Consider the following 25,598-nt stretch of genomic DNA (forward strand, 5'->3'; position numbering starts at 1 on the left):
CTTAGCAAAGTTAATCGTCAGTGCCGATTAGTACGGCGTTATAAGGCTCGAACGAAAAAGGACATTACGTGGAAATTAGGCTAGGAAAATTAACAGATGTAGAAGGTATTACGGATATCTTTAACTACTATATCGAGCATACCAATGCTCGCTTTGAAGAATCTCCATTTACGTTGGAAAATCGCCAAAATTGGTTTTCTCAGTTTTCTGGAAATCCCAAACATCAACTCTATGTCGCCGTTGCAAATAGAAAACTGCTTGGGTTTGCATGTTCTCAACCATACAGAGATATTTCCGCATTTGGTGATACTGTTGAAGTAACGGTTTATTTAACCTCAGAAGCTCAAGGGAAAGGTTTAGGTTCTAAACTGTACTCTCAGTTGTTTTCATGTATTTTTACTCACGGTGTTCATCGAGTATTGTCTGGTGTTGCCCTACCAAACGAAGCATCAATTGTACTGCATAAGCATTTTGGCTTCAGAGAAATTGGTGTGTTCAATGAGTACGCCAAGAAAAATGGTAAGTACATTAGTTCTATGTGGTTAGAGAAAGAATTAACCGTAAAATCCGCCTTATAATAAGGCGTTTAAGGCGTAATAGTTTAGGTTATTGCTCACTACTTAACGCAGCGTTAATCTCAATCTAGCCATACTTTCTGTAATGCGAACTATATCCTTTAAAGCATTAGCCCTAAGCCGTTTCTGTCCAGTAATGGCTTAGAGCTTATCTAAAATGCAAATCCTCCCCCTTCCCCAACAACACATAATAACTTGCATTTAATTACTAACTAATAGATCATTTGTATAGTCAATTAAAGTTCGAAGTTATTAAGGTTAAACGTTATGAACAGTTCGCCACGCTATATTCAAATTCAGCAATTCATTGAAGACAAAATCAATACGCACGTTTGGATGCCTGGCAGTAAGATCCCCACAGAACTCGAATTAACCAAACAGTTTGATGTCAGCCGCATGACAGTGAACAAAGCAATTCGTGACCTAGTGAATAAAGGTTTATTAGAACGGACACCACGCTTAGGCACGTTCGTCTGCCACAAAAAAGCGGAATCATCACTTAATCACATTCGTAATATTGCCGATGAAATAAGCCAGCGCGGTAAAACCTACAGCAACAAAATATTAAGTCAGTTAACCATTCGAGCTGATGACGAAATTGCGATGCGATTAGGCGTTAAGCTTGAAACGCCTGTCTTCTTCAGTGAAATCATTCACTTTGAAGACGATATAGCACTACAACTTGAACAGCGTTGGGTTAACCCACAGTTTTCACCTGACTACATAAAGCAAGATTTTACCTTAGCGACACCCAATGAATACCTCACTAAAAACTGTCCATTGAGTTCAATTGAACATACCGTAGAGGCTGTCATTGCAGCAGAAGATATTCAAGCACACCTGAATTTATCAGCATTACAGCCTTGTTTACTGCTTAACCGTCGCACATGGAGCAAACAAGATCTCATCAGTGTTGCTCTACTTTACCACCCAGCAGATAAATACAAATTAAGCTTAAAAGCTGAAGTTTAACTCTTCCATTCAGACAATTACCCCAAATGATGTGTCGATTTTATAAAGTCGACCATTATCAAAAAAATGCCTACACTTTACTCATAAAACCAGCACTTAGTCACAATAAAATAATTTAAAACTTGCCTCCTACGTCTTAATTGTCTATTTATTTGTATATACATTTAATTTGGTGTTTATATCACCTTTCTATTTCAATCTAAAAACGTGAGATTCTGATGAGTTTACTGCTAACAAATGTAACGATTGTATCTATGGATCAAAGTGATTCAGATTACCAAGCACAGCCGAATTGTTATATTGCAATTGAGCACGGTAAGATCGTTCAAATTGGTTCTATGCAGCAGTGTCCACCAGCAAGCGATACACAAACCATTGATTGCCAACATCGCCTTATTACCCCGGGTCTTATTGACTCTCATACCCATCTGGTATTTGCAGGTAATCGTGCCAAAGAGTTTGAGCAACGCTTAACAGGTGTACCATACGAAACGATTGCCAAACAAGGCGGTGGTATTCTATCAACGGTAAACGCAACACGCATCGCAACAGAATCAGAGTTGGTTGAACTCGCACTTAAACGTTTATCGTCACTCACCGCAGATGGCGTAACCACAGTTGAAATCAAATCAGGTTATGGCTTAACACTTGAAGATGAATTGAAAATGCTGCGCGCTGCAAAGCAATTAGAGCAGCATGCAAACATCAAGGTATCAACAACACTACTTGCCGCCCATGCTGTTCCACCAGAATATAAAGGTAATGCTGATAGCTATATCCGTTATGTGTGTGACGAAATCATTCCTGCTGCGGTTACCGCTAAGCTTGTGGATGCGGTTGATGTATTTTGTGAAGGCATAGGCTTTAATTTAGCGCAAACACAAGCCGTGTTCGAAACTGCGTTATCTTACGGTTTAAACATTAAAGGTCATACCGAGCAATTAAGTAATCTTGGCGGTAGTGAACTGGCAGCCAAAATGGGCGCGACCTCGGTTGATCATATTGAATACCTTGATGAACAAGGTGTAAAAGCACTTGCCGAACATGGCACTGTCGCGACGCTATTACCCGGCGCATTTTACTTTTTAAGAGAAACTCAATGTCCGCCCATTGAATTATTGCGTCAGCATAACGTGCCAATGGCATTAGCAACCGATTTCAACCCCGGCACCTCCCCTATCGCATCCTTAACTATGATGATGAATATGGGCTGTACCCTATTTAGATTAACCCCAGAAGAAGCCTTGCGTGGTGTCACCTGTAACGCAGCAAAGGCGTTGGGATTACAAGGTTCTCGCGGTCAAATACGTGTTGGCTATGATGCAGATCTATCAATCTGGAATATCGAACACCCTGCACAGTTGGCTTATGAAGTAGGTACACCAAGATTACACGCTCGCATCGTTAACGGGGTGCTTTGTCATGACTAAATTCCATGAAGATGAAACAAAAACGCACGTCGCGACGAATCCTGATATTTGGCAAGGCCGTATTGACGCTGAAGATGGTGACGCAGGCATGCGATTTCATCAAAAAGTAACCTTAGTAAACACAGACAATCCATTACCTGAGCAATTAACAAACCAAGCAGGTGTTGTGCTACTCGGTTTTGCGTGTGACGAAGGCGTTAAGCGTAATAAAGGTCGTGTTGGTGCAGTACAAGCACCAGACCTAATTCGTAAAGCATTAGCAAATACAGCTTGGCATCATGGTTGCCTTGAACGACCAGCCCATTTATTTGATGGCGGTAATATTTACTGTTGTGATACTGATTTAGCGAGCAGCCAAAAAGAACTGGCCAATCATGTCGAAGTTGCGCTCAACAAACAAAATAAAGTCATCGTACTCGGCGGTGGACACGAGATAGCTTGGGGGACATTCCAAGGGTTAGCGCAGCACTTGCAGAATGTAGGCATGAGTAGTGATATAAGTGATATACGTACCGACGTTAACAAACCTAAAATCGGTATTATCAACTTCGACGCACACTTTGATTTACGCACCTACTCGCCTGATGATCAGCAATATCCAACAAGCTCTGGCACGCCATTTAATCAAATTTCGCAGCACTGCCAACAATTAGGCTGGGATTTTAATTATGCCTGCCTAGGTGTGAGCCGTGCCAGTAATACCCAAGCGCTATTCACCCTTGCCGACCAACTTGGCGTGCATTATCGCGAAGACCACCAACTGGCCTCTTATCATCTCGCTGATCGAATAGCTGAGTTAAGCGAGTTTATTGAAAACGTCGATTACCTTTATCTCACCATAGATATTGATGTGTTCTCTGCCAGCACCGCTCCCGGCGTTAGCGCACCCGCTGCTCGTGGCGTATCCCTTGAAAGTGTCGAAGCTTTATTACAACCAATTTTTGATGCTAAAAATACGGCAGGACACAGCAAGTTATTAGTAGCTGATTTAGCTGAATACAATCCCAATTTTGATATAGACAATCAAACCGCGCGACTTGCAGCACGACTAACGTGGGATATCTCCCGCGCCATGTTCAAGTCGAAATAGAAATCGAATTTAATCAAATAAGTAAGCAAAGTGAAAAGGAAATCATAATGACTGATAAACGTTTAGATACGTCTCGTACTATCATTGCCCCTCATGGCACACAGCTCAACACTAAGTCATGGCAGACCGAAGCACCATTACGCATGTTGATGAACAATCTACACCCAGACGTTGCTGAGCATCCTCACTCATTAGTTGTATACGGTGGTATTGGTCGCGCTGCACGTGACTGGGAGTGTTATGACAAAATAGTCGAAGTGCTTAAACGTTTAGAAGATGATGAAACACTGCTTGTACAATCAGGGAAACCTGTAGGCGTATTCAAAACCCACAGCAATGCACCGCGAGTGTTGATCGCCAACTCCAATCTCGTACCACATTGGGCAAACTGGGAGCACTTCAACAAGCTAGATAAAGAAGGCTTGATGATGTACGGACAAATGACCGCAGGTTCTTGGATCTACATAGGCTCACAAGGTATTGTGCAAGGTACTTACGAAACATTCGTTGCTATGGCAAAACAGCATTTTGATGGTCAAGCACAAGGTCGCTGGGTACTCACTGGTGGTTTAGGTGGTATGGGTGGCGCACAACCACTTGCCGCAACTATGGCTGGCTTCTCTATGATTGCCGTTGAATGTGATGAATCACGTATCGATTACCGCTTACGTACAGGTTATGTCGATAAAAAGGCAACAACGCTAGATGATGCCTTAGCACTGCTTGCTGAATCAATTGAAAACAAACAACCAACCTCGATTGGTCTACTCGGTAATGCTGCCGATATATTCCCTGAATTAGTGAAACGCGGCATTGTGCCCGATTGCACTACGGATCAAACATCTGCCCATGATCCACTTAACGGCTATCTGCCACAAGGTTGGACCATGGCACACGCAGCAGCAATGCGTAAAGAAGATGAAGCAGCTGTTGTAAAAGCAGCAAAACAGTCAATGGCGATCCAAGTTCAAGCTATGTTAGACCTACAAAAAGCAGGCTCTGCCACGGTTGATTACGGTAACAACATTCGCCAAATGGCATTAGAAGAAGGCGTAGAAAATGCGTTTGATTTCCCGGGCTTTGTTCCGGCTTATATACGTCCTTTATTCTGCGAAGGCATAGGTCCTTTCCGTTGGGCAGCCTTGTCTGGCGATCCAGAAGATATCTACAAAACAGATCAAAAAGTAAAAGAGCTGATCCCTGATAACCCACAACTGCATAACTGGCTAGACATGGCGCGCGAACGTATTCAGTTCCAAGGTTTGCCAGCGCGTATTTGTTGGGTTGGTTTAAAAGACCGTCAGCGTCTGGGTTTAGCTTTCAATGAAATGGTGAAAAATGGCGAACTGAAAGCACCGATTGTGATTGGTCGTGATCATCTTGACTCAGGTTCAGTTGCCAGCCCTAACCGTGAAACGGAAGGCATGATGGATGGCTCAGATGCCGTATCAGATTGGCCACTGTTAAACGCCCTACTTAATACAGCAAGTGGCGCGACTTGGGTATCACTGCACCATGGCGGCGGTGTTGGTATGGGCTTCTCTCAACATTCAGGCATGGTCGTATTATGTGACGGCACAGATGATGCCTATGAACGTGTTGGTCGTGTTTTACATAATGACCCAGCAACTGGTGTGATGCGTCACGCAGATGCTGGTTATGACATTGCAAAAGACTGTGCCAAAGAGCAAAATTTAGACCTGCCAATGCTGAAATAATGGATATCAATAATCGTGGAGAACTACATGTACCAACTCACAATTAAGCCAGGATTACTGACACTGGCACAACTTCGTCAAATTAGTCGTTCACCCGTACAGGTGTCACTTGATCCAAGCTGCTATGACGATATTCATGCCAGCACTCAAATCGTTAATAACGTCATTGCCGAGGATCGTGTCGCTTACGGTATCAATACTGGCTTCGGCCTATTGGCTAACACCCGTATCGCCCCCGAAGATTTGGAAACACTGCAACGTAGTATCGTGTTATCCCATGCCGCTGGTATTGGCGAGTTCATGAATGATGAAACCGTACGCATGATGATGGTGCTTAAAATCAATAGTCTCGCACGCGGTTTCTCTGGTATCCGTTTATCGGTTATTGAAGCGCTAATGCAATTAGTTAACGCCGAAGTTTACCCGTGCGTACCTAAAAAAGGCTCAGTAGGTGCATCAGGTGATCTTGCCCCGCTTGCCCACATGAGTACGGTATTATTAGGTGAAGGTGAAGCCCGACATCAAGGCAAAATCATTTCGGGTGAAGAAGCGTTAGCTATCGCAGGTATGCAGAAAATTACCTTAGCACCAAAAGAAGGCTTAGCCTTATTAAACGGTACACAAGCATCCACAGCATTTGGTCTTGAAGGGTTATTTGCTTCTGAAGATTTATTCGCATCGGCAACCCTATGTGGATCAATGACAGTTGAAGCCGCACTGGGTAGTCGTCGTCCGTTTGATCCTCGTGTTCATCGTGTGCGTGGTCATCGAACTCAGATGGACTCCGCCACTATGTACCGCCATATACTCGGTTTTAGTAGTGAAATAGGTAATTCACATACCGCATGTGAAAAGGTTCAAGACCCTTATTCATTACGTTGTCAGCCACAAGTCATGGGCGCGTGTTTACAGCAGATCCGTAATGCCGCTGAAATATTTGAAGTCGAAGCCAATTCAGTATCAGATAACCCGTTAGTATTTGCTGACGATGGCGACATTATCTCAGCAGGTAACTTCCACGCCGAACCGATTGCAATGGCCAGTGATAACCTTGCGCTTGCGATTGCCGAAATTGGCAGTTTGTCAGAACGTCGTATGGCGCTACTAATCGATAGTAGCTTGAGTAAATTACCGCCATTCTTAGTCGACAATGGTGGTGTTAACTCAGGTTTTATGATCGCGCAAGTTACATCCGCTGCATTAGCCAGTGAGAACAAAGCACTTGCTCACCCAGCATCGGTTGATAGTTTACCAACATCAGCAAACCAAGAAGATCATGTATCAATGGCTACCTTTGCAGGTCGTCGTTTAAAAGACATGGCTGAAAATACGCGTGGTATCTTAGCGGTTGAATTGTTATCTGCAGCGCAAGGGCTTGATTTCAGAGCGCCACTAAAGTCATCTGCAATCATCGAACAAGCAAAAGCTGAGTTACGTGAGCGAGTCACTTTTTATGATAAAGACCGTTACTTCGCGCCCGATATTGCAAAAGCTAACCAACTCATTCTAGAAGCATCACACAATAAATTTGTGAATGCCGACATGTTGCCTAGCTTTACAGTTTAATCATCTCGGGTAGTGAGTATATAAATGTTCGCTGATAATAAACGTAATTAAAGGTTATCGGCGAATTTTTTACATTTTTTAAGTGGTAATAACCATGCTTTTTTTTTCTCTTTTAAGAAGGTTTCAATATAGCCTCCGCCACCAACTTTATCACGACCGATTTGATCAGACTTGGCTTTGAGCCCTATCGCTTTTAAACGATAACCTGAAGTATCTTTTAATTTAAATGCACACACTTGGTATTTAGCGGCAAACGACGCAGCGATTCGCTCATCTAATCCCGCCACTGCATTATTGCTAAAAACAGCCGTTGCAGAAAGCATCAACAAGGTACCTATGATCACTCCATTCCCTTTTTGTTCTGCTTTACCATTTACATTTAGCACTATATTACTCTCCCTTTAGATATACGACATCAATAATCGATACGCATGTACGTTGTTAAATTGAGATAATATAGTCCGAGCTAACCTCACACTGTCCGATATAGGACATTTGCTATATATAATCGCTAATATTATTTATACAATAGCCAATATACTTTATATAAATGCCAATATACCTTATATAAACATGCTCACTTATTAGAAAAACAATGATATAAGGAAACACCGTTTGATTGATGCTGAATTAGCAAAAGAAATAAACTGGACGACGACGCTTTCTCAAACGCTAATCGATCAACTAATATCAATTGCGCAGGTCAAAACTAATTTAAAAACCAGTGAACTTGAAGGTTCAGATATCGCTCACCGAGGCGTCAGTTTTATTACCGAAGGCACGGTCGCTATTTGTTTACAGACTCCGAATCTAAAAACAGTGAACAACGTCATCAGGGGAAAGGGTGACTGGTTTGGTGGTGTAGAAGAAAATGAGTCTGATTATGATCCCTTTTTCTTAAGCCAAATAGATACTGTTTCCTTAATCTATTTCAAACAAAGCCAGCTACAACGTTTATCCGAAAACAATGTAGAGGTATATAAATGGCTTTACGGTATGTCTTTTGATGTAAAAGCGAAATGGCTGCAAGCTCAAATAATAATGAGCGCAAATATCCAATCTCGCGTTATTTATCTCTTGCTTGAAATTGCAACGAATAAGCCTAGATTTCAAGGTGAAATACCTAAAATAATGATTTCACAACAACAGATCAGTCGTATTACAGGTATTGCGCGTCAACGAGTTAACGAGACAATAAAACAATTAGAAAAAGATGGGATGTTAGAGTTAGGACGCAGCTGTATCTATCTCAGTAATATTGCAGGGTTAAGTTCGAAACTTGATAATATCGATCTCAGTATCAATGATCCAAGAACGTTCTTTTTTGACTCTTAAGTAAAAGACTAAATTTAAATACGGTCCTTAATCAACCTTAATGACCGTATTACTTTACAACCAACCAACTGTTCACAAAGTAATCAAACGTCAATTCATGAAAATAAAAGCGTGATATGAATCACACTATTCATTGAGAGGTACCGGTAACCATAAGCCACTGATAATGAAGAAACTTTAAATATAGCAAAAACATTTCACACCAGAACAACAAACCAGACAGCTTGTTACGAATGAAATATAGCACTAGATAATCACGTAAATGTTGGTAATATTTCGCCCCTCACACCCTTAGTGAGAATTTTATGCAAATAGATGCATGCCAAATTGGCGAAGAAGTACCCGTAATATCGAAGACCTCAACACGTCGTTTTAACGACAAATTGGTTCCAGCATTAACGATTGGCTTTATTAGCCTATTCTTATTAGCTGCGATCGTTGACCTCCCTCGTTTCACAACATTAATTCAAGAATTATTCTCAGCAGCTGCCGGACAATTTGGCTATTTCTGGCAATGGTTAATGGTTGCAAACTTCGCAATTGCATTATGCATCGCGGCAACCCGATACGGTAAAACGCGTATGGGCATGATAACTAAACCCGACATAGGCACGTTCCGCTGGTTAGCAATGATCATGTGTACGCTATTAGCGGGTGGTGGTGTTTTCTGGTCTGCAGCAGAGCCTATTTACCATTTCATTACGCCATCAGCAAGTTACCCTGAAATTACAGGCTCTACTGTTGAAGCAGTTGTACCAGCACTAAGTCAAACTTTCCTACACTGGGGTTTCTTAGCTTGGTCTGTACTCGGTACACTGGCAACGATTGTATTGATGCATGCGCATCACCATCATGGTATTAAATTACGCCCACGCGCGTTATTTTTCCCTATCGTTGGTAATCGTTTAGAAAACCATTGGTTTGGTGCTGTGATTGACGCTTGTTCGATCATTGCCGTAGCCGCTGGTACTATCGGTCCAATTGGTTTCTTAGCATCACAAATGGGCTATAGCCTTGAAGTGCTAACAGACCTTAAAAATGACATGAACACGCAACTGATGATCCTTGCTGTGGTTGTCGCTATTTGCGCAATTTCAGCAGCATCAGGCATGGATAAAGGTTTACAGTGGCTGAGCCGCTTAAACGTTATCGGTGCATTTGCATTATTATTGGCCATTCTAATCTTGGGTCCTACTCAGTTCATTTTTGAACAGTTTGGTCGTGCCTTTGCTGTTTACCTGCAAGACATGCCTGCGATGAGCGTCACTAATGATAATCCAGGTTGGAATATTTGGTGGACGTGGTTCTTCTGGGGCTGGTTCATTGGTTTCGCACCTATGATGGCAATCTTCATTGCGCGTATCTCTGAAGGTCGTACTATTCGTGAATTAGTATTAGCTGTTGCTGTTGGTGCGCCAATTGCGACAAACTTCTGGTTCTCGGCACTCGGTGGTACAGGTATTTATCTTGAGCTACAAACACCAGGAATTATTTCAGGCCCACTCGGTGATGCGGGTTTACCTGCAGTATTGCTAGCAACGCTACAGCAATTACCACTAAGTGAGATCTTGCTACCTGCATTTTTGGTACTAACAACAACGTTTGTAGTAACAACGGGTGACTCTATGGCTTATTCAATTGCCATGGTGGTATCCGGTGATAATGAACCAACGCGTAACCATCGCTTATTCTGGGCTGTTATCATGGGTTGTGTAGCGGCGGTATTATTAATCGCTGGTGACGGTGGTTTGAATGCATTGCAATCATTCATTGTTATCACTGCAGTACCAGTATCATTACTAATGGCTGTGACCTTAGTTACTGGGCCGATGGCTGCCGTTAAGATGACGAAAGCACAAGATGCGCTGCGTGCAGAAAAAGCACAACAGCAAGCATAATAAATAAAAAAGCCTCACGATAATGGACTCTGTCTATTTAAATCGTGAGGCTTTTTTGTATCCGCTTTTTATACATCTATATTTTAATTTAATACCGATTTTCTAGTTTTAAATTAATTACATGCAATTGTGCTTATTAACTTCCCTATTGTCACGTCAGCATCTTCATAATTAATCTTCACTTCGACTATCTTACCTGCTTTTTCAATAAACAAAGATGGGAAACTATTACCACCGTTCTGACGTGCAAACGCGATTTCTGTTAATAGGTTTTGATGTGTTTGCGGTGACAACAATTCCGTTTCAAATTTCACCATGTCTAACCCAATTTTTTTCGCAAGTTCAATCAACACATGATCATCACTAGGATTTTTGGCATGAAGGTAATAAGCAACCTGTATCGCATCAAGCATAGACTCCTCAGCACCTTGACTACGTGCTGCAATAATCGCTCTACAGGCTGGATAAGTCGCTCGACGTGGAGTATTTTCAGTCCAAAATTCATAATTGAACGAGGTACCGAGGTAATTCTCAATCTTCTTCCAATAAGATGCTATTTGCGCCTGCATCATTTCGGGCATAGGTTCATTTGTATCGGGAGCTAAGCCACCCAATACATAAGTAATCTCGAAATCATCAGCAACAGCTTGTTTTATTTTGCGCCAAACAGGCTTATAACCCCAACACCAAGAACACATCGGATCGTAAACATAGTATAACGTTGGTTTTACTGACGACATTTTAAACTCCTTTAATCGTTACGCTCAGAGCGGTTTTCAGCCACAATATCAGAGTCCTGCTGTGCATAAAAATCAACACGAAAACTTGTATCATCCGTCATAAACTCAACTTTATGCCAATATTCTGGAGGAGAAATCGCAGACTCCGCCTGCCTAATTACCACTTCTTGTTCTATATCTCCACGTCTTTCAGCAAAGCCATAAAACTTAAGCTCACCCGTTATCACGATGATCTTGCCATACACACCCGCACGAGTGTTATGTAAATGCAGAAACATTTTGGGAATATTATCAGGCGTAAAAACAGGTGTAGATTTGTAATTTACAAAATCATTGGGGATTGATGGCATACAGACCCACTTAGTTAAACATATATGGTATATATAAAATATACGCCCATTATCAATGAGCGCAAGCATGAACCCCATATAGTTAGATGTTAAGCGACGCTCCACGCGTTTGAATCACATCACGGTACCAAAAAAAGCTTTCTTTACGGGTACGCGCCAGTGAACCACTACCATCATCACGACGATCAACATAAATAAAGCCATAGCGTTTATCCATCTCGGCCGTTGAATTGGCGACTAAATCAATCGGCCCCCAACTCGTGAAGCCCATCAATTCGACACCGTCTAAAATAGCTTCTCGTGCTTGCACAAGATGATCGTTTAAATACTGAATACGGTAGTCATCAATGATCTCCCCCTCTTCCGTTATTTCATCTCGTGCACCTAAGCCATTTTCAACAACAAATAAGGGTTTCTGGTATCTGTCGTATAAAAAGTTTAATAAAATGCGTAAGCCTTTCGGGTCTATCAACCAACCCCACTGACTTTTATCTAAATAGGGATTCGGTACACTCGCGATAATATTACCGACTTCCCTTTGCTTAGGATCGGCACTTGCACAACCACTTGCGTAATAACTGAATGAGATAAAGTCGACGCTGGCATCCGAAAGCGTCTCTAAGTCCCCTTCTTCCATGATGACTTCAATGTTGTTATCTCTGAAATAACGCAACATATAGCCCGGATATCTACCGCGCGTTTGTACATCACCAAAAAACAGCCACTTATTATTCTCATGAATCGCTGCCATCACATCGTCTGGATTACAGGTATACGGGTAATTAAGCGCCCCCAACAACATGTTACCAATTTGGGCATCTGGAATTATTTGCTTACATAACGTCACCGCTTTGGCACTCGCCAATAATTGATGATGTATCGCTTGATAGATAGCTTGCTCATCACTAGCCTCTGGCAAGCCCACTCCTGTATACGGGGCATGTAATGACATATTAATTTCGTTAAACGTCAGCCACAACTTAACCTTATTGCTGTAGCGTTCGAATACTGCAGTGGCATAATTTTCAAAAAAACCAATCAGCTTTCGGTCAGCCCAGCCACCGTAGTTATCGACAAGGCCTACTGGCATTTCATAATGAGACAAGGTAACAAAAGGCTTAATGTCGTGCTTCGCTAATTCATCAAAAATACGGTCATAATAAGCAAGACCAGCTTCATTTGGCTGGCTTTCATCACCATTGGGGTAAATACGAGTCCACGCAATTGATAGCCTTAAACACGTAAAACCCATCTCTTTAAACAACTGAATGTCTTCTGGATAACGGTGATAAAAATCGATAGCGAGATCTTTAATGCCTGCGGTTTTATGCGCACTTTCTTGGTGGTCACTTAAAATCCCTTTAGGCAACAGGTCGGCTGTAGATAATCCTTTACCATCTTGCTGAAACGCACCTTCGGTCTGGTTAGCGGCAATTGCCCCGCCCCATAAAAAGTCTCGTGGAAATAAATTCATTGATCCCTCACTAAATACTACCCACATAGAGATATGCGGGTTTATAGAGTAAACTATCAAACACAATAACTTCTTGAAGACTGTCACATTTTTTATATTGAATTCAGTTAATTATCACTTTTTTTACATTGATCAATACTTATTTTAAAAACTGTAATTACATTCAGCATATGCGTAATAGCGGTAGCTGATACTTTATCCATAGACCAAGGCGTCTTTTTATTTTTTTCAAAATATGCCGTTGTTAATACCATTTGCTGAAATTTTTCTTTTGTATCACCAATTTCAACCGCGACGCCAACAACATGGGCATTAGAATAACGCCATGTGGGCACAGTTTTAGGCGTTCTATCACATGCAGCAACATCATTTGGCGACATATAATGGCTATCACCATGAAACACCAGCTGGATGTTTACCCCCTCGATCCCATTAGACATTGCTTTTAACGCTTTCGCTAACGGATGGTGATTACTCACATGCGCAATTAAATCATGATTATCAGCATCAAAGTGACACGGTATATGACTCACATGCGAGATCTGTTCTGCGTCTACAAACACTAACGTGGCTAATGGGTTTTGTTTGATGATGGTAAATAAATCCGCGTTTTCTGTACCTTTATCTTTGTCGTAGTTCACTAATTGCATTATTCAATATCCTTAAGTTTGATATTTACTCATTATGCTTTTACTTGGTATAACTACTACAACCAGAATTGATTAAAATGGTAGACCAGTTTGAAATTACTTAACCTCACACTTGCCATTAACACGCATATAAGTACACAAATCAGTGCCGAAACAGGTCATAAAACAAAGCGCGACGCAAAATACTTACTCATTGCAGATACGTTAAGAAAAGCGATTAAACAAGGTAAACTAGAGCCCGATGAAGCCCTTCCTTCTGCACGGACACTGGCTACACAGCTAAATGTAAATCGACATACCATCATGGCAGCAGTTGCAGAGTTGGTTGCTCAAGGCTGGGTTGAAGCAAAAGAACGATCTGGCTATCGGGTTGTTAAGCACTTGCCTATTCAACATAGCCTCGCTGTTGATGAGATAGCAATAAAACAAAAAACCTTTGATTGGCAATTTCGTCATCAGGCTATTAACGTACAAAATACGCATCAAAATGCCTGTGAATATAAATATAACTTTTCGGGTGGCCAGCCTGATACACGGTTATTTCCCTTTAACGACTTCAAACACTATTTTTCGCAACTGTGCCAACACCCTCAGCACGCAAGGTTAAGCTACGATAATAATGTCGGTGAAACAGCATTAATCACACAAATATCAGGCTACCTACGTCGCGTTCGATCAATCATTAATAAAGAGATAATGATATGTAATGGCTCTCAAGAAGCCTTATATATGGTGTCAAAGCTGCTATTACAAGCAGGCGATAAAGTAGCAGTTGAACAATTTGGTTATCCACCAGCATGGGCGGCTTTTAAAAGCTCCGGAGCCGAATTAGTAATGATTAAGCAAGATAGCAAAGGCATAGAGCCTGAGTACCTTGCTACGCAACTCGAAAAAGGGAATATCCGGCTCATCTATCTTACACCATTACATCAATACCCTACGACAGTCACATTAGATATCAGTCGAAGAATGCAGATATACCAGCTAGCAGCACAATATGGCGTTGCAATTGTCGAAGATGATTACGACCACGAATTTCATTATGATTCGCAACCTATCGCACCAATGGCAACGGATGATCAACTTGGTTTAGTGATCTATATTTCGACTTTTTCTAAACTGATGTTTGGTGGCGCGCGTATTGGTTATATCGCTGCAAATAATGCCTTAATCTCCCAGTTGACTGCCTACAAAACATTAATGAATCATAAGAGCAATGTGTTGATGCAACAAGCGGTGGCAAAGTGGATGCAACAAGGTGGATTTGAACGTCATTTAAGGCAAGCGACGCGATGTTATCATAAGCGTCGTGACTTCTTAGTCAGTCTATTACGTGATTATCAGCAGCAAGGATTACCGATTAGTTTTGATTGTCCAGCAGGCGGAATGGCACTGTGGGTCGATATGGGCGTATCCATTGTCGGCCTGAAGCACGCTTTATTAACCAAAGACGTTTATTTACAAACAGAAGTCGAGTTTAATTTATTAACCGAACAAGACGACTCGCAATACCGATTCATTCGCATTGGATTTGCGTCGATGAACGAAACAGAAATGACTGAGGGACTAAATATAATAATACAGATGCTGTATGCTCAATCATAATTAACCGCATCAATAATCCAGATAACACGTATAATATAAGACCACTCCAAATATAATACGTTACAGGTAGGCCAAAGACATGCTACAAAAAGAACTCAGACAAGCAAAAGCGATTGAGAATGTCTACAACTCGGCATACTGGCATTTAGCGCAAAAAGACTACACGCTGACAGAAATACGTACCAAGCTTGAACGTAAAACAGAAAACCTAGAATGGATAGAAACCGTATTAGACGATCTCGTTGGTAAAAACTACATTAAAAGCGATTTTGACTTTGCAGTGCGTTTTGCAGAATCCGCGTTTCATAATGAACAGGGTAAATCAGCAATCACACGAAAATTACGCGCCCGAGGTGTAGGTCAAAAAGAAATAGCTGAAGCCATCGAACAGGTTATGTATGATGAAAATATTGACCAATTCGAACTTGCCGCTTCGCGATTAAGCAGCACCTTTCAAACCTTTCACAACACCACCAAAGAAAAAGTCTATTCTCAATTTACAACCAAAGGATTCTCACGGGCCGAGATTGATCATGCCCTAGCCTTACACCCAGAGAAAGACACTTTAAGAAGCAAACTCGAAGTAAAAGCCGAAAAAGCGGACTTAAATAAAGAAATCATGAAGCTGTACCGTAAAGGTAAAGGCAAACGCGTGATACTCAATGAATTACGTAAAAAGTTAATTGACGTTGAAGAGTTTGATAGCCTCATTGATCAACTTGAAGAGGCTGGCGATATCGATTTTTATCAAAGCTGCATCGATGTGTTAACCAAAAAACGTTTTGATATTAATAGCAGCGCGGGAAAGTCCAAAGCTTATAGTTATCTGTCTGGTAAAGGTTTTGACTCAGACCAAATTAAAGAAGCGCTCAACCCAGCTGATTAATATAACAGCAACAGTAATAATAACGTTAACTACACCGAGAAGCTTTGTTATACAATTTCAGCACTGAAAATAAAGCACCAAATAACATTAAGGAATACACAATGACAAACCAACACGCACACGGCGAAGAAGGTCACGTACACGGTCCAGGTTGTAGCCATCACCATGCTCAAGCTCCTATCGTAAGAGAAGGCGCTAAAGTAGGTCGTAACGATCCTTGTTCATGTAATAGTGGCAAGAAATTTAAAAAGTGTTGTGGTAAATAATCACACCCTTTAATAAATACGAAAAAGCCTCTGTGCGTTATAAACTAATATAGCGCACAGAGGCTTTTTGCTAACCGGTATTATTGACAGTAAAACTAACCGTCGGCAGTAATCGTCGCAATCAGTTCTTGTTGAACAACGTCCGCGTTATCCGTTTCAATCTGACATGTACCCGCCGCAACATGACCGCCACCACCATAGCTAAGCATTAGCTCACCTACGTTAGTCTTCGATGCACGATCGAAAATAGACTTACCTGTAGCAAACACGATGTTTTGCTTTTGGAAGCCCCACATTTTATGAATCGAGATATTACATTGTGGGAATAGTGCATAAATAATGAATCGGTTGCCCGCAAAGATAGTCTCTTCGTCAGTCAAATCAAGTAGCACTAAATTACCATGAACCGTTGCACAACGTTCAACCTGTGCTTTAAACATCGTCTCGTGTTCGCGATACAAATCGATACGTTCTTTCACATCTGCAAGCGCTAGAATTTCTGTAATGCTATGGTCTTTGCAATAATCAATCAAATCCATCATCAATGCATAATTGGAAATACGGAATTCTCTAAAACGCCCGAGGCCAGTACGTGCATCCATTAAAAAATTTAATAAGTTCCAGTCTTGAGAATCGAGTACTTCTTCACGGTTAAATTGTGCAGAATCACCTTTATCAACCGCTTCCATCATCTCTAACCATTCCGCTGGGAATGTATTTAAGCCACCATAATAATCCCATACTACACGTGCAGCAGAAGGCGCATCTGGATCAATAATGTGATTAGGGCGTTCACCCGTATTACGGATCGTTTCTGAAAGGTGATGGTCAAAAATCAAATTAGCATTTTCAACATAAGGTAGATTAGTCACGATATCATTCGGGGTGATCTCGATTTTCCCGTCTTGCATATCCTTAGGGTGAACAAATTTAATGTCACTGATGAGATCTTGTTGCTTTAGCAGTACCGCACATACCAAACCATCAAAGTCGCTGCGCGTTACCAATCTATATTTTTGTTCTGACATGTTAATTCCTTTGTCACATAAGTTTAAACCTAAGATAACTAAAGATAACCGTTTAGAAGAGCCAGAATCAAGCTGAGATGATAAGGGATTAGGATTGTTGCTGTTTAAGTTTGAACTTGCACGGAAAATAAGCCTAAGGTGAATGAATAATAATCGTACTTAAGGCATCCATTACCCTATCGAATAAACACTATTAGCCCAAAACCACAAACAAGTTGAGCCTAATAGTGCCATTATGATAAAAGACAATTAAACCATCGCTTACTTTATTTTAATTTAACGACATCGCCAGAAACGGTGGTTTGATAACCATTTAATACCCAAGCCCAGAACCAATCTTCTTGTACTTCGACGTTAATCATTGCATCACCACCAAGCGAGTCAATCGCAGCACCTTGTGCACGAACAAAGCGGTCATTTTGTTGAATAGGGATAAAGTTAAAGAGCATAATGCCTGTTGCTGTTCCTTCTCCTTGCCCAATAACCGTATATTCACTTTCATTTAAATTTTGTGTTTTCATCGACACACCAGAACAGCCAGCCAGTACCGCAGAAGATAATAAAACAGTCGTCAACGCTTTAATCATTTTCATTTAAAAACCCTCAAATAGACGTTATTACGTACAAAGTAACGAGTTATAACGAGCAAAGTAACTAAGTCGTCCTAAGTCTAGTAACGGCTAAATGTAATGCCCACACATTGCGACGAATTGTCGCTAAAATCCTTATATTTACTGATACAGTGTGACAATCCTGTATTTTTTGATAACTAAATATCCGTAAGATCACTGTTTGGCTCTTCATTTCAGCCCAATGACGACTGAGTAATAGCACGCACTTTTGCATGACCCCTAGCCTACGACTTTCATTTGTTAAAAGTTTAATTTCTTTGCAACACTTTATTAATGCTTCGTAACTTGATATAAACATAGTTAATATATTTAGTTAGGCGTATATTTGAAATTTAAACCTAACTAATGTAGCTATATTAGGGTATTAAAGGGAATTTAAAATGAGTTCGTTATCAGTTCAATGGAAGATCACTCTCCTGTCTGGGTGTTGTATTTTAGGCGTCGCAATAGCATTAATCAGTTTTACGTTTATATCATCCAATTCCAATCAGCAAATCATACAAACACAAAGCAGCAGTTCTGTCGGTGAAAAGTCCGAACAATTACTCATGAGCGAAGCAAACACGCAAGCATCAATCGTACAAAAGTACCTCGACGAAGCAACCTATCGTGCAGAAATGTTAGCTGAGAGCATTGCATTCTTACAGTTTAATGCCGAAGAGAACTTTACCAGCAGTGATGAGTTACGTAATTCAGTATCGGAATTACTCAAACGTTCGGTACAAAATTTCGATAATATGCATGCCGCGTTTACTACTTTTCTGCCAAACATGTTAGACGGTGAAGACGCAAATTATGCTGATGCCGATTACGTCAGTTCTAATGATCAAGGTCGGTTTTCTGCGTATTGGTATAAGAACAACCAAGATAAACCCATCTTAACCATCAAAAGTGAACAACAAATCAATAACACGACGCAATCTACCAGTGGCCAAGCAAGCAACTTTTGGTACAGCTGTAGCATTAACAATAAACGTATGTGTGTCATTGAGCCCTACTTATACAGTGAAGATGGCGTCAATCACTTAGTGAGCACCATCACTGTACCATTACGTAAACAAGGCGATATCATAGGCGTAACGGGGATTGACCTGAAAATAGACGTATTACAACAATATGCACAACGTGCAGACCAAGCGCTATTTAGTGGTGCAGGTAAGGTACGAATTGTCAGTAACAACGGTCAACTTGTCGCTTCTGACGATAACAATGCCACCATAGGTCAACAGATCGCAGACCCACAACTAAAACAATGGTTAGCACAAGGTACGACTCAATCACAATGGAGCGCGGATAAGCAAATATTAACCGTCTTCATGCCAATTAAGCTGAATGCAATTAACTGGGGTATTGTCATTACCATGCCTCGAGAAACAGTCATGGCTGACGCATTAGCATTGAATAAACTGATTGAAGTGCAAGCAAACGAGACACTTAAAATTCAAATCATTACCGGTATTATCGTTACCCTACTCGGCCTCGTGATCATATGGTTTGCAGCCGTACAACTGGTTGCCCCGATTAAACTTGTTGCTAAACGCCTACAAGACATCGCCAGTGGCGAGGGAGACTTAACCCAACGACTTGAAGTTAAATCCGCCGATGAAGTTGGTGAACTAGCCACTTGGTTCAACCGCTTTTTAGATAAATTGCAAGGCACGATCAAAGACGTTATTAAAACCGCAGATACCATGAGTAACACATCACAAGAAGCCGGTGAAATAGCCGAGTTATCACGCCAAGGTAGCGAATCACAGTTTAAAGAAGTCGATATGGTGGCCACCGCGTCTGAAGAGATGACGCAAACATCAGCCCTCGTATTAGAAAATGCAGACAAAGCGGCAGAGATGGCGTGCCAAGCAGAGCAATCAGCACAAGGTGGTCAAGCCGTGGTGCAACAATCAGCTGAATCAATGCAAGAGTTAGTTGAAAGAATGGCGATGGCAGTGCCAATAGCCAATGATCTCGAAAAGAATAGCGGCAATATCAGTGAAATTCTCTCGGTAATCGAAGGTATTTCGGAACAAACAAACCTACTTGCACTAAATGCAGCGATTGAGGCTGCACGCGCCGGAGAACAAGGTCGTGGTTTTGCTGTCGTCGCAGATGAAGTAAGACAACTGGCCAGTCGCACACACGATTCAGTTGATCAGATACGTGTTGTTATCGAAGCACTGCAGTCAGGTACACGCAGCGTGACGAATGCAATATCAGAAGGCAACCATCTCGCTCTTGAAACCGCAACGCAAGTGAAAGAAGCCGTGAGCAGCTTGGCCGCTATTTCGTCATTCGTGGCAGAAATTCAAGTCATGAACAGTGAAATTGTAAATGCAGCAAGTGAGCAAAAAACAGTATCAACAGAAGTGAACGGCAATGTAGCGAACATTCGCAATCTTAGTCAATCCATTTTAGAACACTCGACAGCAGCAGAACAGATTGGTCGTGATATTGCCACACTGTCATCACAACAGCAGCAATTGGTTGGGCAGTTTAAGGTCGATTAGCGATTAGCCGGTATTAAACTTGATAGGAATGAGCGTATTGTAGAAATAAGAATACCGCAGAAATAGGCACTATATGTCATACCTTGTATATTCATATAGTGCTTATCACATCGTTATTCACATCAATGTGGCGTATTAAGAACGCTTTTTACCTGAGAACAATGCAACACAACCCACGATATCGATTTTAACATCGGTGAAGCTTGCCTCTAACGCAACACTTAACGCATTAACATCATCATTCACATTAGTAAAAATGCCTTTCTCATTGTAAAAAGCCATTAACTTCTTCGCTAAACCACTTTGTGGCGTACCTTTCCCTAAGATCGTACTACCAAATACTGTACCACCGTCATTCATCACATCTTTAACACGTGAAAATGCAATACCCTTTTCAGACATTTCGCCCGGTAAGCAATGCAATAGGTAGTTAATACTCACAGTATCAAACTTCTCACAGTTCAGGTCTAAAGGTTCAAATACATTACGGCTGTATACTTCTGGATTAAAATGCTCAATGGCTTTAGAGGTCGACGCCAAGCTGTTTTCATTCAGATCAACAAGTGCAATACGTCTGGTGGTAGGAGATAAGTGTTTTTTTAAATAATAACCCGTACCCACACCCACATCGAGGTGGTTGTCAGACGTTAAATCGATAAACTGTTGGCTTATACGACGTGTTGGGCATTTCCATAAAAGGTGATTTGAAATTCCTAATACCCAAATGTCATAAATTGATAGGATATTTTTTGAATACACTGCCTGACCAGCAACAATAGCGTCTTTATTCATAATATTGAAATACTCACTCGTTAATTTACTCTGAAACCATATGTACACAATTTAATTACTTTATTAACAAAACCTTATCAATTTAAAACAGCAAGGTAAACAAAATTATCTCAGAGACGGTATAAGTAATTAGAGTTCACTGAATTGCCAATCTGATGCCAATACCGCCATCATCACTTTATCGACAAATTTACCCTGTCGGTAGCCCGATTGCTTTTTCACACCTTCATGCACATAACCTGCCTTTTCATAGGCGCGAATAGCCGATGGATTACTGGCGTAAGCAGTAAGTTCAATACGGTGTAATCCCAACGTGTTAAAGCCATAGTCAGTGATCAATTTAGTGACTTCCGTGCCAATGCCTTTACCCCAATAGGTTTTATCGCCAATTAAGATGAAGTATTCACCCGAACGATTTAATGCACTAATAGAAGCAATACCCGCATAACCAATCAACTTGCCTGTTTCTGCGCAACAAACACCAAATGACACACATTTTACGTTGCTATTAATACTTGATAGCCAGCTTGAAATATCTGATTTTGATTGAGGATAGGCATACGAAGATAAGCTGAATTGTGTTACTTCTCGGTCGCATGACCACGCATAAAATTCGGCTATATCGCTAATATCGAGCGATCGTAATTGCACGCGTTCTGTCACTAAAAACATGGTTTATTCCTTTAATATTTAACGCTAATTTAATAGATACAGCATAAGCTAACATAATTAACGATAATATAAAGTAAGCCCCCTGTTCTGAAGTGACCCCGTTAAGTTGGACATTTTAGTTAAGCGGCTTGTAAGGCCTGGTTTCGATATTCTATCGGAGTCAGGCCTTTTAATTTGACCTTGATCCGTTTCGTATTGTAATACTCGATGTACTCGTCGAGCTTTTTTATTAATTCATCGGCATCGTTGAATTTTTGCCTATGATACATTTCTGTTTTTAATAAGCCAAAGAAGTTTTCAGCTACTGCATTGTCTAAACAGTTCCCTTTTCTGGACATGCTCTGCGTTAGCCCATGAGCAGCTAGTTGTTTTTGATATCCCCTGTGGCGATAGTGCCACCCTTGATCGCTATGCACTATTGGCTTCGAATGCTTATCTAAGCTATTAATGGCATCTTTTAGCATATCTGTAACTAATGGTAAGCGAGCATCTTTAGCTATCTTATAAGCGACTATTTCTTTGGTAAATAGAGCTATAACTGGTGATAAATAAACTCTTTGATCTCTCACCTTAAATTCAGTTACATCAGTTGCCCACTTTTCATCTGGCTTTGTAGCATTAAAATTTCGCTCAAGTACATTCGGTGCCGTAGTTCCAGCTCCGCCTTTATAAGAGCTGTATTTTTTAGGTCGAACGGTCGACTTTAGATCCAGTTGAGCCATCAACCTTTGCACCGTTTTATGGTTTAGCGTAATACCTTGTCTTTTCAGTGTTAGCTGGATCCTACGGTAGCCGTAGCGCCCTTTATGTTCGTGATAAATATCTCTTATAAGCGCCAGTTCACGTTCATAGGTATCCGGTTTTTCATTTACTTTAATTTGATAATAAAACACACTTTTAGCCAACTCTGAGGCTTGAAGAAGGTGCTTTAGTGCATGTTTATTTTTAAGAGCTAAAACCGTTATCGCTTTTTCTTTGTTTTTCGGCGCTTTGCTTGGTCTAGCTCTTCCAACTTTTTTAATACAGCATTCTCGGCTCGTAGATAGGCTAACTCTTCCTTTAACTCTGCTGTTGTCATTTCACTATCTGGTTTTTGAGTTGTATTAGATTGTGTCATTTTAGGCCTATTTATCGAGGTGTGTTGAAGCCCTCTGAAGCCAGATTCGTTATATGTTTTTAGCCATACAGAAAGCGAACCGGGAGAAGACAGGTTTAATACGGCACTAGTGTGAGTGAGCGACCAACCATTTGTCCACATTAATTTTAATGATTGCAGCTTTGTTTTGGCACTATTTGCATGTGAATTTGGTAGGAATGAATTTGTGCTATGAATAGCAAAGACTTGAGTCCAATATCGAATCTGTCGAGATGATATCGATAGTTCATTTGCTAATGTATAAGATGATTTACCACCTAGACACTCTTTCGCGATAATGAGTTTTAACTCACGACTATATTTGGACATAAAAAAGACCCCCAATAATTGGTTGTCCAACTATTGGGGGTCACTTCATTCTCACAAGAGGCTCTATTTAACTTAAAGGCCGCCTTGAGTGAGTTTCAGTGGGTTAAGTAATTCACTCAATTGCTCCCGTGATAATTCTGTGTGTTCTAACGCTACATCAATAATCGCGCGCTGTTCTTTGTAAGCTGTTTTAGCAATTTTAGCCGCTAATTGATAACCTATAATCGGATTAAGGGCTGTCACTAAAATGGGGTTTTTATCTAATGCTTGCTCTAGGTTTTGTTGTTGAACTTCAAAAGTTGCAATGGCTTTATCGGCTAATAACACCACATTGTTACTGAGTAAGTGCATACTATTAAGTAAGTTATGAGCAATCATAGGTAGCATCACGTTAAGCTCAAAGTTCCCTGACTGTCCACCAATCGTAATCGCGGTATCGTTACCGATAACTTGCGCACACACCATCGCCATCGCTTCAGGGATCACTGGGTTTACTTTGCCCGGCATAATTGAAGAACCAGGTTGTAATGCTTCAAGTGCTATTTCACCAAGACCCGACAGAGGGCCAGAGTTCATCCAACGTAAGTCGTTTGCTATTTTCATCAATGATACTGCGGTCGTTTTTAACGCGCCAGACAGCGCTACAGCAGTATCTTGTGAGCCAATTAAGGCAAATAAGTTATCCGCAGGCGTAAACTCCAGATCCGTAGCTGCACTTAATTGTTGATTAAATACGCGACTAAAATCAGCGTGTGCATTAATGCCGGTACCAACAGCTGTACCGCCTTGCGCTAAACGCTGAATCACAGGTTGTAACACCGTTAAGTTATCAATGTTTTGCTTAATCTGCGCATTCCAGCTACGTAGACTTTGACTCATCTTAACTGGCATCGCGTCCATTAAATGGGTGCGACCTGTTTTCACAAAATGATCGACGCTTTGCGCTTTTTTATCAATCACTTGAACAAGGTGATTCAGTGCTGGTAATAATTGATTAGCAAGCGCCAGTGCTGCACTGACATGGATAGTACTTGGAATAACATCATTACTGCTTTGGCCATAATTCACATGGTCATTTGCACTGACTGGTTCGCCTGCAATATCACTCGCAAGATGCGCGATGACTTCATTCGCATTCATGTTTGAGCTTGTACCAGACCCCGTTTGATACACATCAACAGGGAAATGCTGCATCAGATCATTCATCTCAGACAAGTTTTGACAAGCCAAAATAATCGCATCGGCAATCACAGGGGATACTAAACCAAGCTGTTTATTTGCTGCCGCAGCACTCGACTTAATTTGGATTAAAGCACGAATAAAACCGACGGGTAATTGTTGACCACTAATTGGAAAGTTATTAACTGCACGCTGTGTTTGCGCACCATATAATGCCGATGATGGCACTTCAAGTTCGCCCATACTGTCTGTTTCAATTCTAAAATTTGTCATGATTCTCTCCGTGATTATCTGATGAATGGCACTAATTCAGTCATACCTAATGAGTGTATGATTAACATAATTTAAAAAGGATATAGGTTAAAAACCTCGGTAACTTGTTTGTTTATTTGCATATAGTAGGTATTTAGTTGATGTTTTTTTTCTGTCGTTGTCGCTAAACGCTGTAGTGAAAGTAACGGCTTATTCAATACGTCATAACAAGCTCTGCGCCAATGATTAGGAATAAGCTCATTTTTTATTGAGCGTAGAAGAAGTGCAAGTTGCGCTAAATAAAGTGACCAAGACTGCTCTGTATCAAGCAATACAGCTATCTGATCACTTAATTGGAAGTAAGGTAAAAAGATATCGTGACGCTGCGGTGATTCCGCATGCTCAATAGCATGACCAAGTTGCTCATAATATTTAAGATCGCTTTCATCACCTAAGATGTTTTTAATATTGAATGTCGATAAGTTCATAGCACGCTCTAAAAACCGTTTGTGATAATAG

Annotated in this window: 25 protein-coding genes; 12 read left to right on the forward strand and 13 right to left on the reverse strand. The window is 41.0% G+C overall.

Features of this window, described 5'->3' with window-relative positions:
* Positions 1-68: 68 nt before the first annotated feature.
* From HWV00_RS12750 to hutH, 6 genes are all read left to right on the forward strand, one after another.
* Positions 69-578 carry a GNAT family N-acetyltransferase gene (locus HWV00_RS12750; RefSeq protein ID WP_211681796.1) on the forward strand — a complete coding sequence of 170 codons (510 nt, stop codon included), beginning with the start codon at positions 69-71 and terminating at the stop codon, positions 576-578.
* A 264-nt stretch (positions 579-842) separates the two neighbouring features.
* Positions 843-1,547 (forward strand): histidine utilization repressor, encoded by a 705-nt coding sequence (gene hutC, locus HWV00_RS12755; RefSeq protein WP_211681798.1) that lies wholly within the window; start codon positions 843-845, stop codon positions 1,545-1,547.
* A gap of 218 nt (positions 1,548-1,765) precedes the next feature.
* Positions 1,766-2,977, forward strand: a complete 1,212-nt coding sequence (gene hutI / locus HWV00_RS12760; protein ID WP_211681800.1) for an imidazolonepropionase — start codon at positions 1,766-1,768, stop codon at positions 2,975-2,977.
* Positions 2,970-4,067, forward strand: coding sequence for a formimidoylglutamase (gene hutG, locus HWV00_RS12765; RefSeq protein WP_211681802.1), 1,098 nt, complete (start codon positions 2,970-2,972; stop codon positions 4,065-4,067). Before hutI ends, hutG begins: the two co-directional genes overlap by 8 nt.
* A 47-nt stretch (positions 4,068-4,114) precedes the next feature.
* A complete protein-coding gene (gene hutU, locus HWV00_RS12770) occupies positions 4,115-5,785 on the forward strand; it encodes a urocanate hydratase (protein WP_211681804.1) in 1,671 nt (556 codons plus the stop codon).
* A 27-nt stretch (positions 5,786-5,812) separates the two neighbouring features.
* The gene (gene hutH / locus HWV00_RS12775; protein ID WP_211681806.1) at positions 5,813-7,351 is read left to right on the forward strand and encodes a histidine ammonia-lyase; all 1,539 of its coding nucleotides are present in this window, start codon (positions 5,813-5,815) and stop codon (positions 7,349-7,351) included.
* A gap of 47 nt (positions 7,352-7,398) precedes the next feature.
* Here the strand turns inward: hutH and HWV00_RS12780 are convergent, their stop codons facing one another.
* Complete coding sequence (locus tag HWV00_RS12780) at positions 7,399-7,737, reverse strand: hypothetical protein (RefSeq protein WP_255554536.1); 339 nt, start codon at positions 7,735-7,737, stop codon at positions 7,399-7,401.
* Between the two features lie 229 nt (positions 7,738-7,966).
* Between HWV00_RS12780 and HWV00_RS12785 the strand changes: the two genes are divergently transcribed.
* Both HWV00_RS12785 and HWV00_RS12790 read left to right on the forward strand, forming a co-directional pair.
* A complete protein-coding gene (locus tag HWV00_RS12785) occupies positions 7,967-8,686 on the forward strand; it encodes a Crp/Fnr family transcriptional regulator (protein ID WP_211681808.1) in 720 nt (239 codons plus the stop codon).
* Between the two features lie 305 nt (positions 8,687-8,991).
* Complete coding sequence (locus HWV00_RS12790; protein WP_211681810.1) at positions 8,992-10,584, forward strand: BCCT family transporter; 1,593 nt, start codon at positions 8,992-8,994, stop codon at positions 10,582-10,584.
* A 113-nt stretch (positions 10,585-10,697) separates the two neighbouring features.
* Here HWV00_RS12790 and HWV00_RS12795 read toward each other — a convergent pair whose 3' ends face one another.
* From HWV00_RS12795 to HWV00_RS12810, 4 genes are all read right to left on the reverse strand, one after another.
* Positions 10,698-11,324: a DsbA family protein gene (locus tag HWV00_RS12795; RefSeq protein ID WP_211681812.1), complete on the reverse strand. Its 627-nt coding sequence runs from the start codon at positions 11,322-11,324 to the stop codon at positions 10,698-10,700.
* Positions 11,325-11,335: 11 nt separating this feature from the next.
* A complete protein-coding gene (locus tag HWV00_RS12800; RefSeq protein ID WP_211681814.1) occupies positions 11,336-11,674 on the reverse strand; it encodes a DUF1971 domain-containing protein in 339 nt (112 codons plus the stop codon).
* Between the two features lie 82 nt (positions 11,675-11,756).
* Positions 11,757-13,148, reverse strand: a complete 1,392-nt coding sequence (locus HWV00_RS12805; protein ID WP_211681815.1) for a glycoside hydrolase family 1 protein — start codon at positions 13,146-13,148, stop codon at positions 11,757-11,759.
* A gap of 107 nt (positions 13,149-13,255) precedes the next feature.
* Entirely contained in the window at positions 13,256-13,798 is a 543-nt protein-coding gene (locus HWV00_RS12810; protein WP_211681818.1) for an FMN-binding negative transcriptional regulator, read from the reverse strand.
* Between the two features lie 90 nt (positions 13,799-13,888).
* Here HWV00_RS12810 and HWV00_RS12815 point away from each other — a divergent pair, with 90 nt between their 5' ends.
* The 3 genes from HWV00_RS12815 (at position 13,889) to HWV00_RS12825 (ending at position 16,555) form a co-directional block, all read left to right on the forward strand.
* The gene (locus HWV00_RS12815; protein ID WP_370630457.1) at positions 13,889-15,403 is read left to right on the forward strand and encodes a PLP-dependent aminotransferase family protein; all 1,515 of its coding nucleotides are present in this window, start codon (positions 13,889-13,891) and stop codon (positions 15,401-15,403) included.
* A 79-nt stretch (positions 15,404-15,482) separates the two neighbouring features.
* Positions 15,483-16,289 (forward strand): RecX family transcriptional regulator, encoded by an 807-nt coding sequence (locus HWV00_RS12820; RefSeq protein ID WP_211681820.1) that lies wholly within the window; start codon positions 15,483-15,485, stop codon positions 16,287-16,289.
* Between the two features lie 101 nt (positions 16,290-16,390).
* The gene (locus tag HWV00_RS12825; protein WP_019441759.1) at positions 16,391-16,555 is read left to right on the forward strand and encodes an SEC-C metal-binding domain-containing protein; all 165 of its coding nucleotides are present in this window, start codon (positions 16,391-16,393) and stop codon (positions 16,553-16,555) included.
* A 95-nt stretch (positions 16,556-16,650) separates the two neighbouring features.
* Here the strand turns inward: HWV00_RS12825 and HWV00_RS12830 are convergent, their stop codons facing one another.
* Both HWV00_RS12830 and HWV00_RS12835 read right to left on the reverse strand, forming a co-directional pair.
* Entirely contained in the window at positions 16,651-17,583 is a 933-nt protein-coding gene (locus HWV00_RS12830; RefSeq protein ID WP_211681822.1) for an exopolyphosphatase, read from the reverse strand.
* 266 nt (positions 17,584-17,849) lie between these two features.
* Positions 17,850-18,176 (reverse strand): hypothetical protein, encoded by a 327-nt coding sequence (locus HWV00_RS12835; protein WP_211681824.1) that lies wholly within the window; start codon positions 18,174-18,176, stop codon positions 17,850-17,852.
* A gap of 419 nt (positions 18,177-18,595) precedes the next feature.
* On the opposite strand from HWV00_RS12835, the gene HWV00_RS12840 reads away from it, so the two are divergent.
* Positions 18,596-20,719 (forward strand): methyl-accepting chemotaxis protein, encoded by a 2,124-nt coding sequence (locus tag HWV00_RS12840; protein WP_211681825.1) that lies wholly within the window; start codon positions 18,596-18,598, stop codon positions 20,717-20,719.
* 135 nt (positions 20,720-20,854) lie between these two features.
* Here the strand turns inward: HWV00_RS12840 and HWV00_RS12845 are convergent, their stop codons facing one another.
* The 6 genes from HWV00_RS12845 to HWV00_RS12870 all read right to left on the reverse strand — a co-directional run bounded on the left by HWV00_RS12845 (position 20,855) and on the right by HWV00_RS12870 (position 25,567).
* Positions 20,855-21,511 carry a class I SAM-dependent methyltransferase gene (locus HWV00_RS12845; RefSeq protein ID WP_211681827.1) on the reverse strand — a complete coding sequence of 219 codons (657 nt, stop codon included), beginning with the start codon at positions 21,509-21,511 and terminating at the stop codon, positions 20,855-20,857.
* Positions 21,512-21,640: 129 nt separating this feature from the next.
* Positions 21,641-22,183, reverse strand: a complete 543-nt coding sequence (locus HWV00_RS12850; protein ID WP_211681829.1) for a GNAT family N-acetyltransferase — start codon at positions 22,181-22,183, stop codon at positions 21,641-21,643.
* Between the two features lie 119 nt (positions 22,184-22,302).
* Complete coding sequence (locus HWV00_RS12855) at positions 22,303-23,205, reverse strand: IS3 family transposase (RefSeq protein ID WP_211686265.1); 903 nt, start codon at positions 23,203-23,205, stop codon at positions 22,303-22,305.
* Positions 23,145-23,648: a helix-turn-helix domain-containing protein gene (locus tag HWV00_RS12860; RefSeq protein ID WP_211681831.1), complete on the reverse strand. Its 504-nt coding sequence runs from the start codon at positions 23,646-23,648 to the stop codon at positions 23,145-23,147. Before HWV00_RS12860 ends, HWV00_RS12855 begins: the two co-directional genes overlap by 61 nt.
* A gap of 72 nt (positions 23,649-23,720) precedes the next feature.
* Positions 23,721-25,100, reverse strand: a complete 1,380-nt coding sequence (locus HWV00_RS12865; RefSeq protein ID WP_211681833.1) for a lyase family protein — start codon at positions 25,098-25,100, stop codon at positions 23,721-23,723.
* A gap of 71 nt (positions 25,101-25,171) precedes the next feature.
* Positions 25,172-25,567: a hypothetical protein gene (locus tag HWV00_RS12870; protein ID WP_211681835.1), complete on the reverse strand. Its 396-nt coding sequence runs from the start codon at positions 25,565-25,567 to the stop codon at positions 25,172-25,174.
* Positions 25,568-25,598 lie beyond the last annotated feature (31 nt).

Source organism: Moritella sp. 24 (genome assembly GCF_018219155.1).
Classification (GTDB): Bacteria; Pseudomonadota; Gammaproteobacteria; order Enterobacterales; family Moritellaceae; genus Moritella.

Bases quoted from the DNA above. Each gene is read 5' to 3' on its own strand.
- hutC (WP_211681798.1), top strand. From the start codon at position 843: ATGAACAGTTCGCCACGCTATATTCAAATTCAGCAATTCATTGAAGAC.
- hutI (WP_211681800.1), top strand. From the start codon at position 1,766: ATGAGTTTACTGCTAACAAATGTAACGATTGTATCTATGGATCAAAGT.
- hutG (WP_211681802.1), top strand. From the start codon at position 2,970: ATGACTAAATTCCATGAAGATGAAACAAAAACGCACGTCGCGACGAAT.
- hutU (WP_211681804.1), top strand. From the start codon at position 4,115: ATGACTGATAAACGTTTAGATACGTCTCGTACTATCATTGCCCCTCAT.
- hutH (WP_211681806.1), top strand. From the start codon at position 5,813: ATGTACCAACTCACAATTAAGCCAGGATTACTGACACTGGCACAACTT.
- HWV00_RS12790 (WP_211681810.1), top strand. From the start codon at position 8,992: ATGCAAATAGATGCATGCCAAATTGGCGAAGAAGTACCCGTAATATCG.
- HWV00_RS12795 (WP_211681812.1), bottom strand. From the start codon at position 11,324: ATGTCGTCAGTAAAACCAACGTTATACTATGTTTACGATCCGATGTGT.
- HWV00_RS12800 (WP_211681814.1), bottom strand. From the start codon at position 11,674: ATGCCATCAATCCCCAATGATTTTGTAAATTACAAATCTACACCTGTT.
- HWV00_RS12805 (WP_211681815.1), bottom strand. From the start codon at position 13,148: ATGAATTTATTTCCACGAGACTTTTTATGGGGCGGGGCAATTGCCGCT.
- HWV00_RS12810 (WP_211681818.1), bottom strand. From the start codon at position 13,798: ATGCAATTAGTGAACTACGACAAAGATAAAGGTACAGAAAACGCGGAT.
- HWV00_RS12820 (WP_211681820.1), top strand. From the start codon at position 15,483: ATGCTACAAAAAGAACTCAGACAAGCAAAAGCGATTGAGAATGTCTAC.
- HWV00_RS12825 (WP_019441759.1), top strand. From the start codon at position 16,391: ATGACAAACCAACACGCACACGGCGAAGAAGGTCACGTACACGGTCCA.
- HWV00_RS12830 (WP_211681822.1), bottom strand. From the start codon at position 17,583: ATGTCAGAACAAAAATATAGATTGGTAACGCGCAGCGACTTTGATGGT.
- HWV00_RS12835 (WP_211681824.1), bottom strand. From the start codon at position 18,176: ATGAAAATGATTAAAGCGTTGACGACTGTTTTATTATCTTCTGCGGTA.
- HWV00_RS12840 (WP_211681825.1), top strand. From the start codon at position 18,596: ATGAGTTCGTTATCAGTTCAATGGAAGATCACTCTCCTGTCTGGGTGT.
- HWV00_RS12845 (WP_211681827.1), bottom strand. From the start codon at position 21,511: ATGAATAAAGACGCTATTGTTGCTGGTCAGGCAGTGTATTCAAAAAAT.
- HWV00_RS12850 (WP_211681829.1), bottom strand. From the start codon at position 22,183: ATGTTTTTAGTGACAGAACGCGTGCAATTACGATCGCTCGATATTAGC.
- HWV00_RS12860 (WP_211681831.1), bottom strand. From the start codon at position 23,648: ATGTCCAAATATAGTCGTGAGTTAAAACTCATTATCGCGAAAGAGTGT.
- HWV00_RS12865 (WP_211681833.1), bottom strand. From the start codon at position 25,100: ATGACAAATTTTAGAATTGAAACAGACAGTATGGGCGAACTTGAAGTG.
- HWV00_RS12870 (WP_211681835.1), bottom strand. From the start codon at position 25,567: ATGAACTTATCGACATTCAATATTAAAAACATCTTAGGTGATGAAAGC.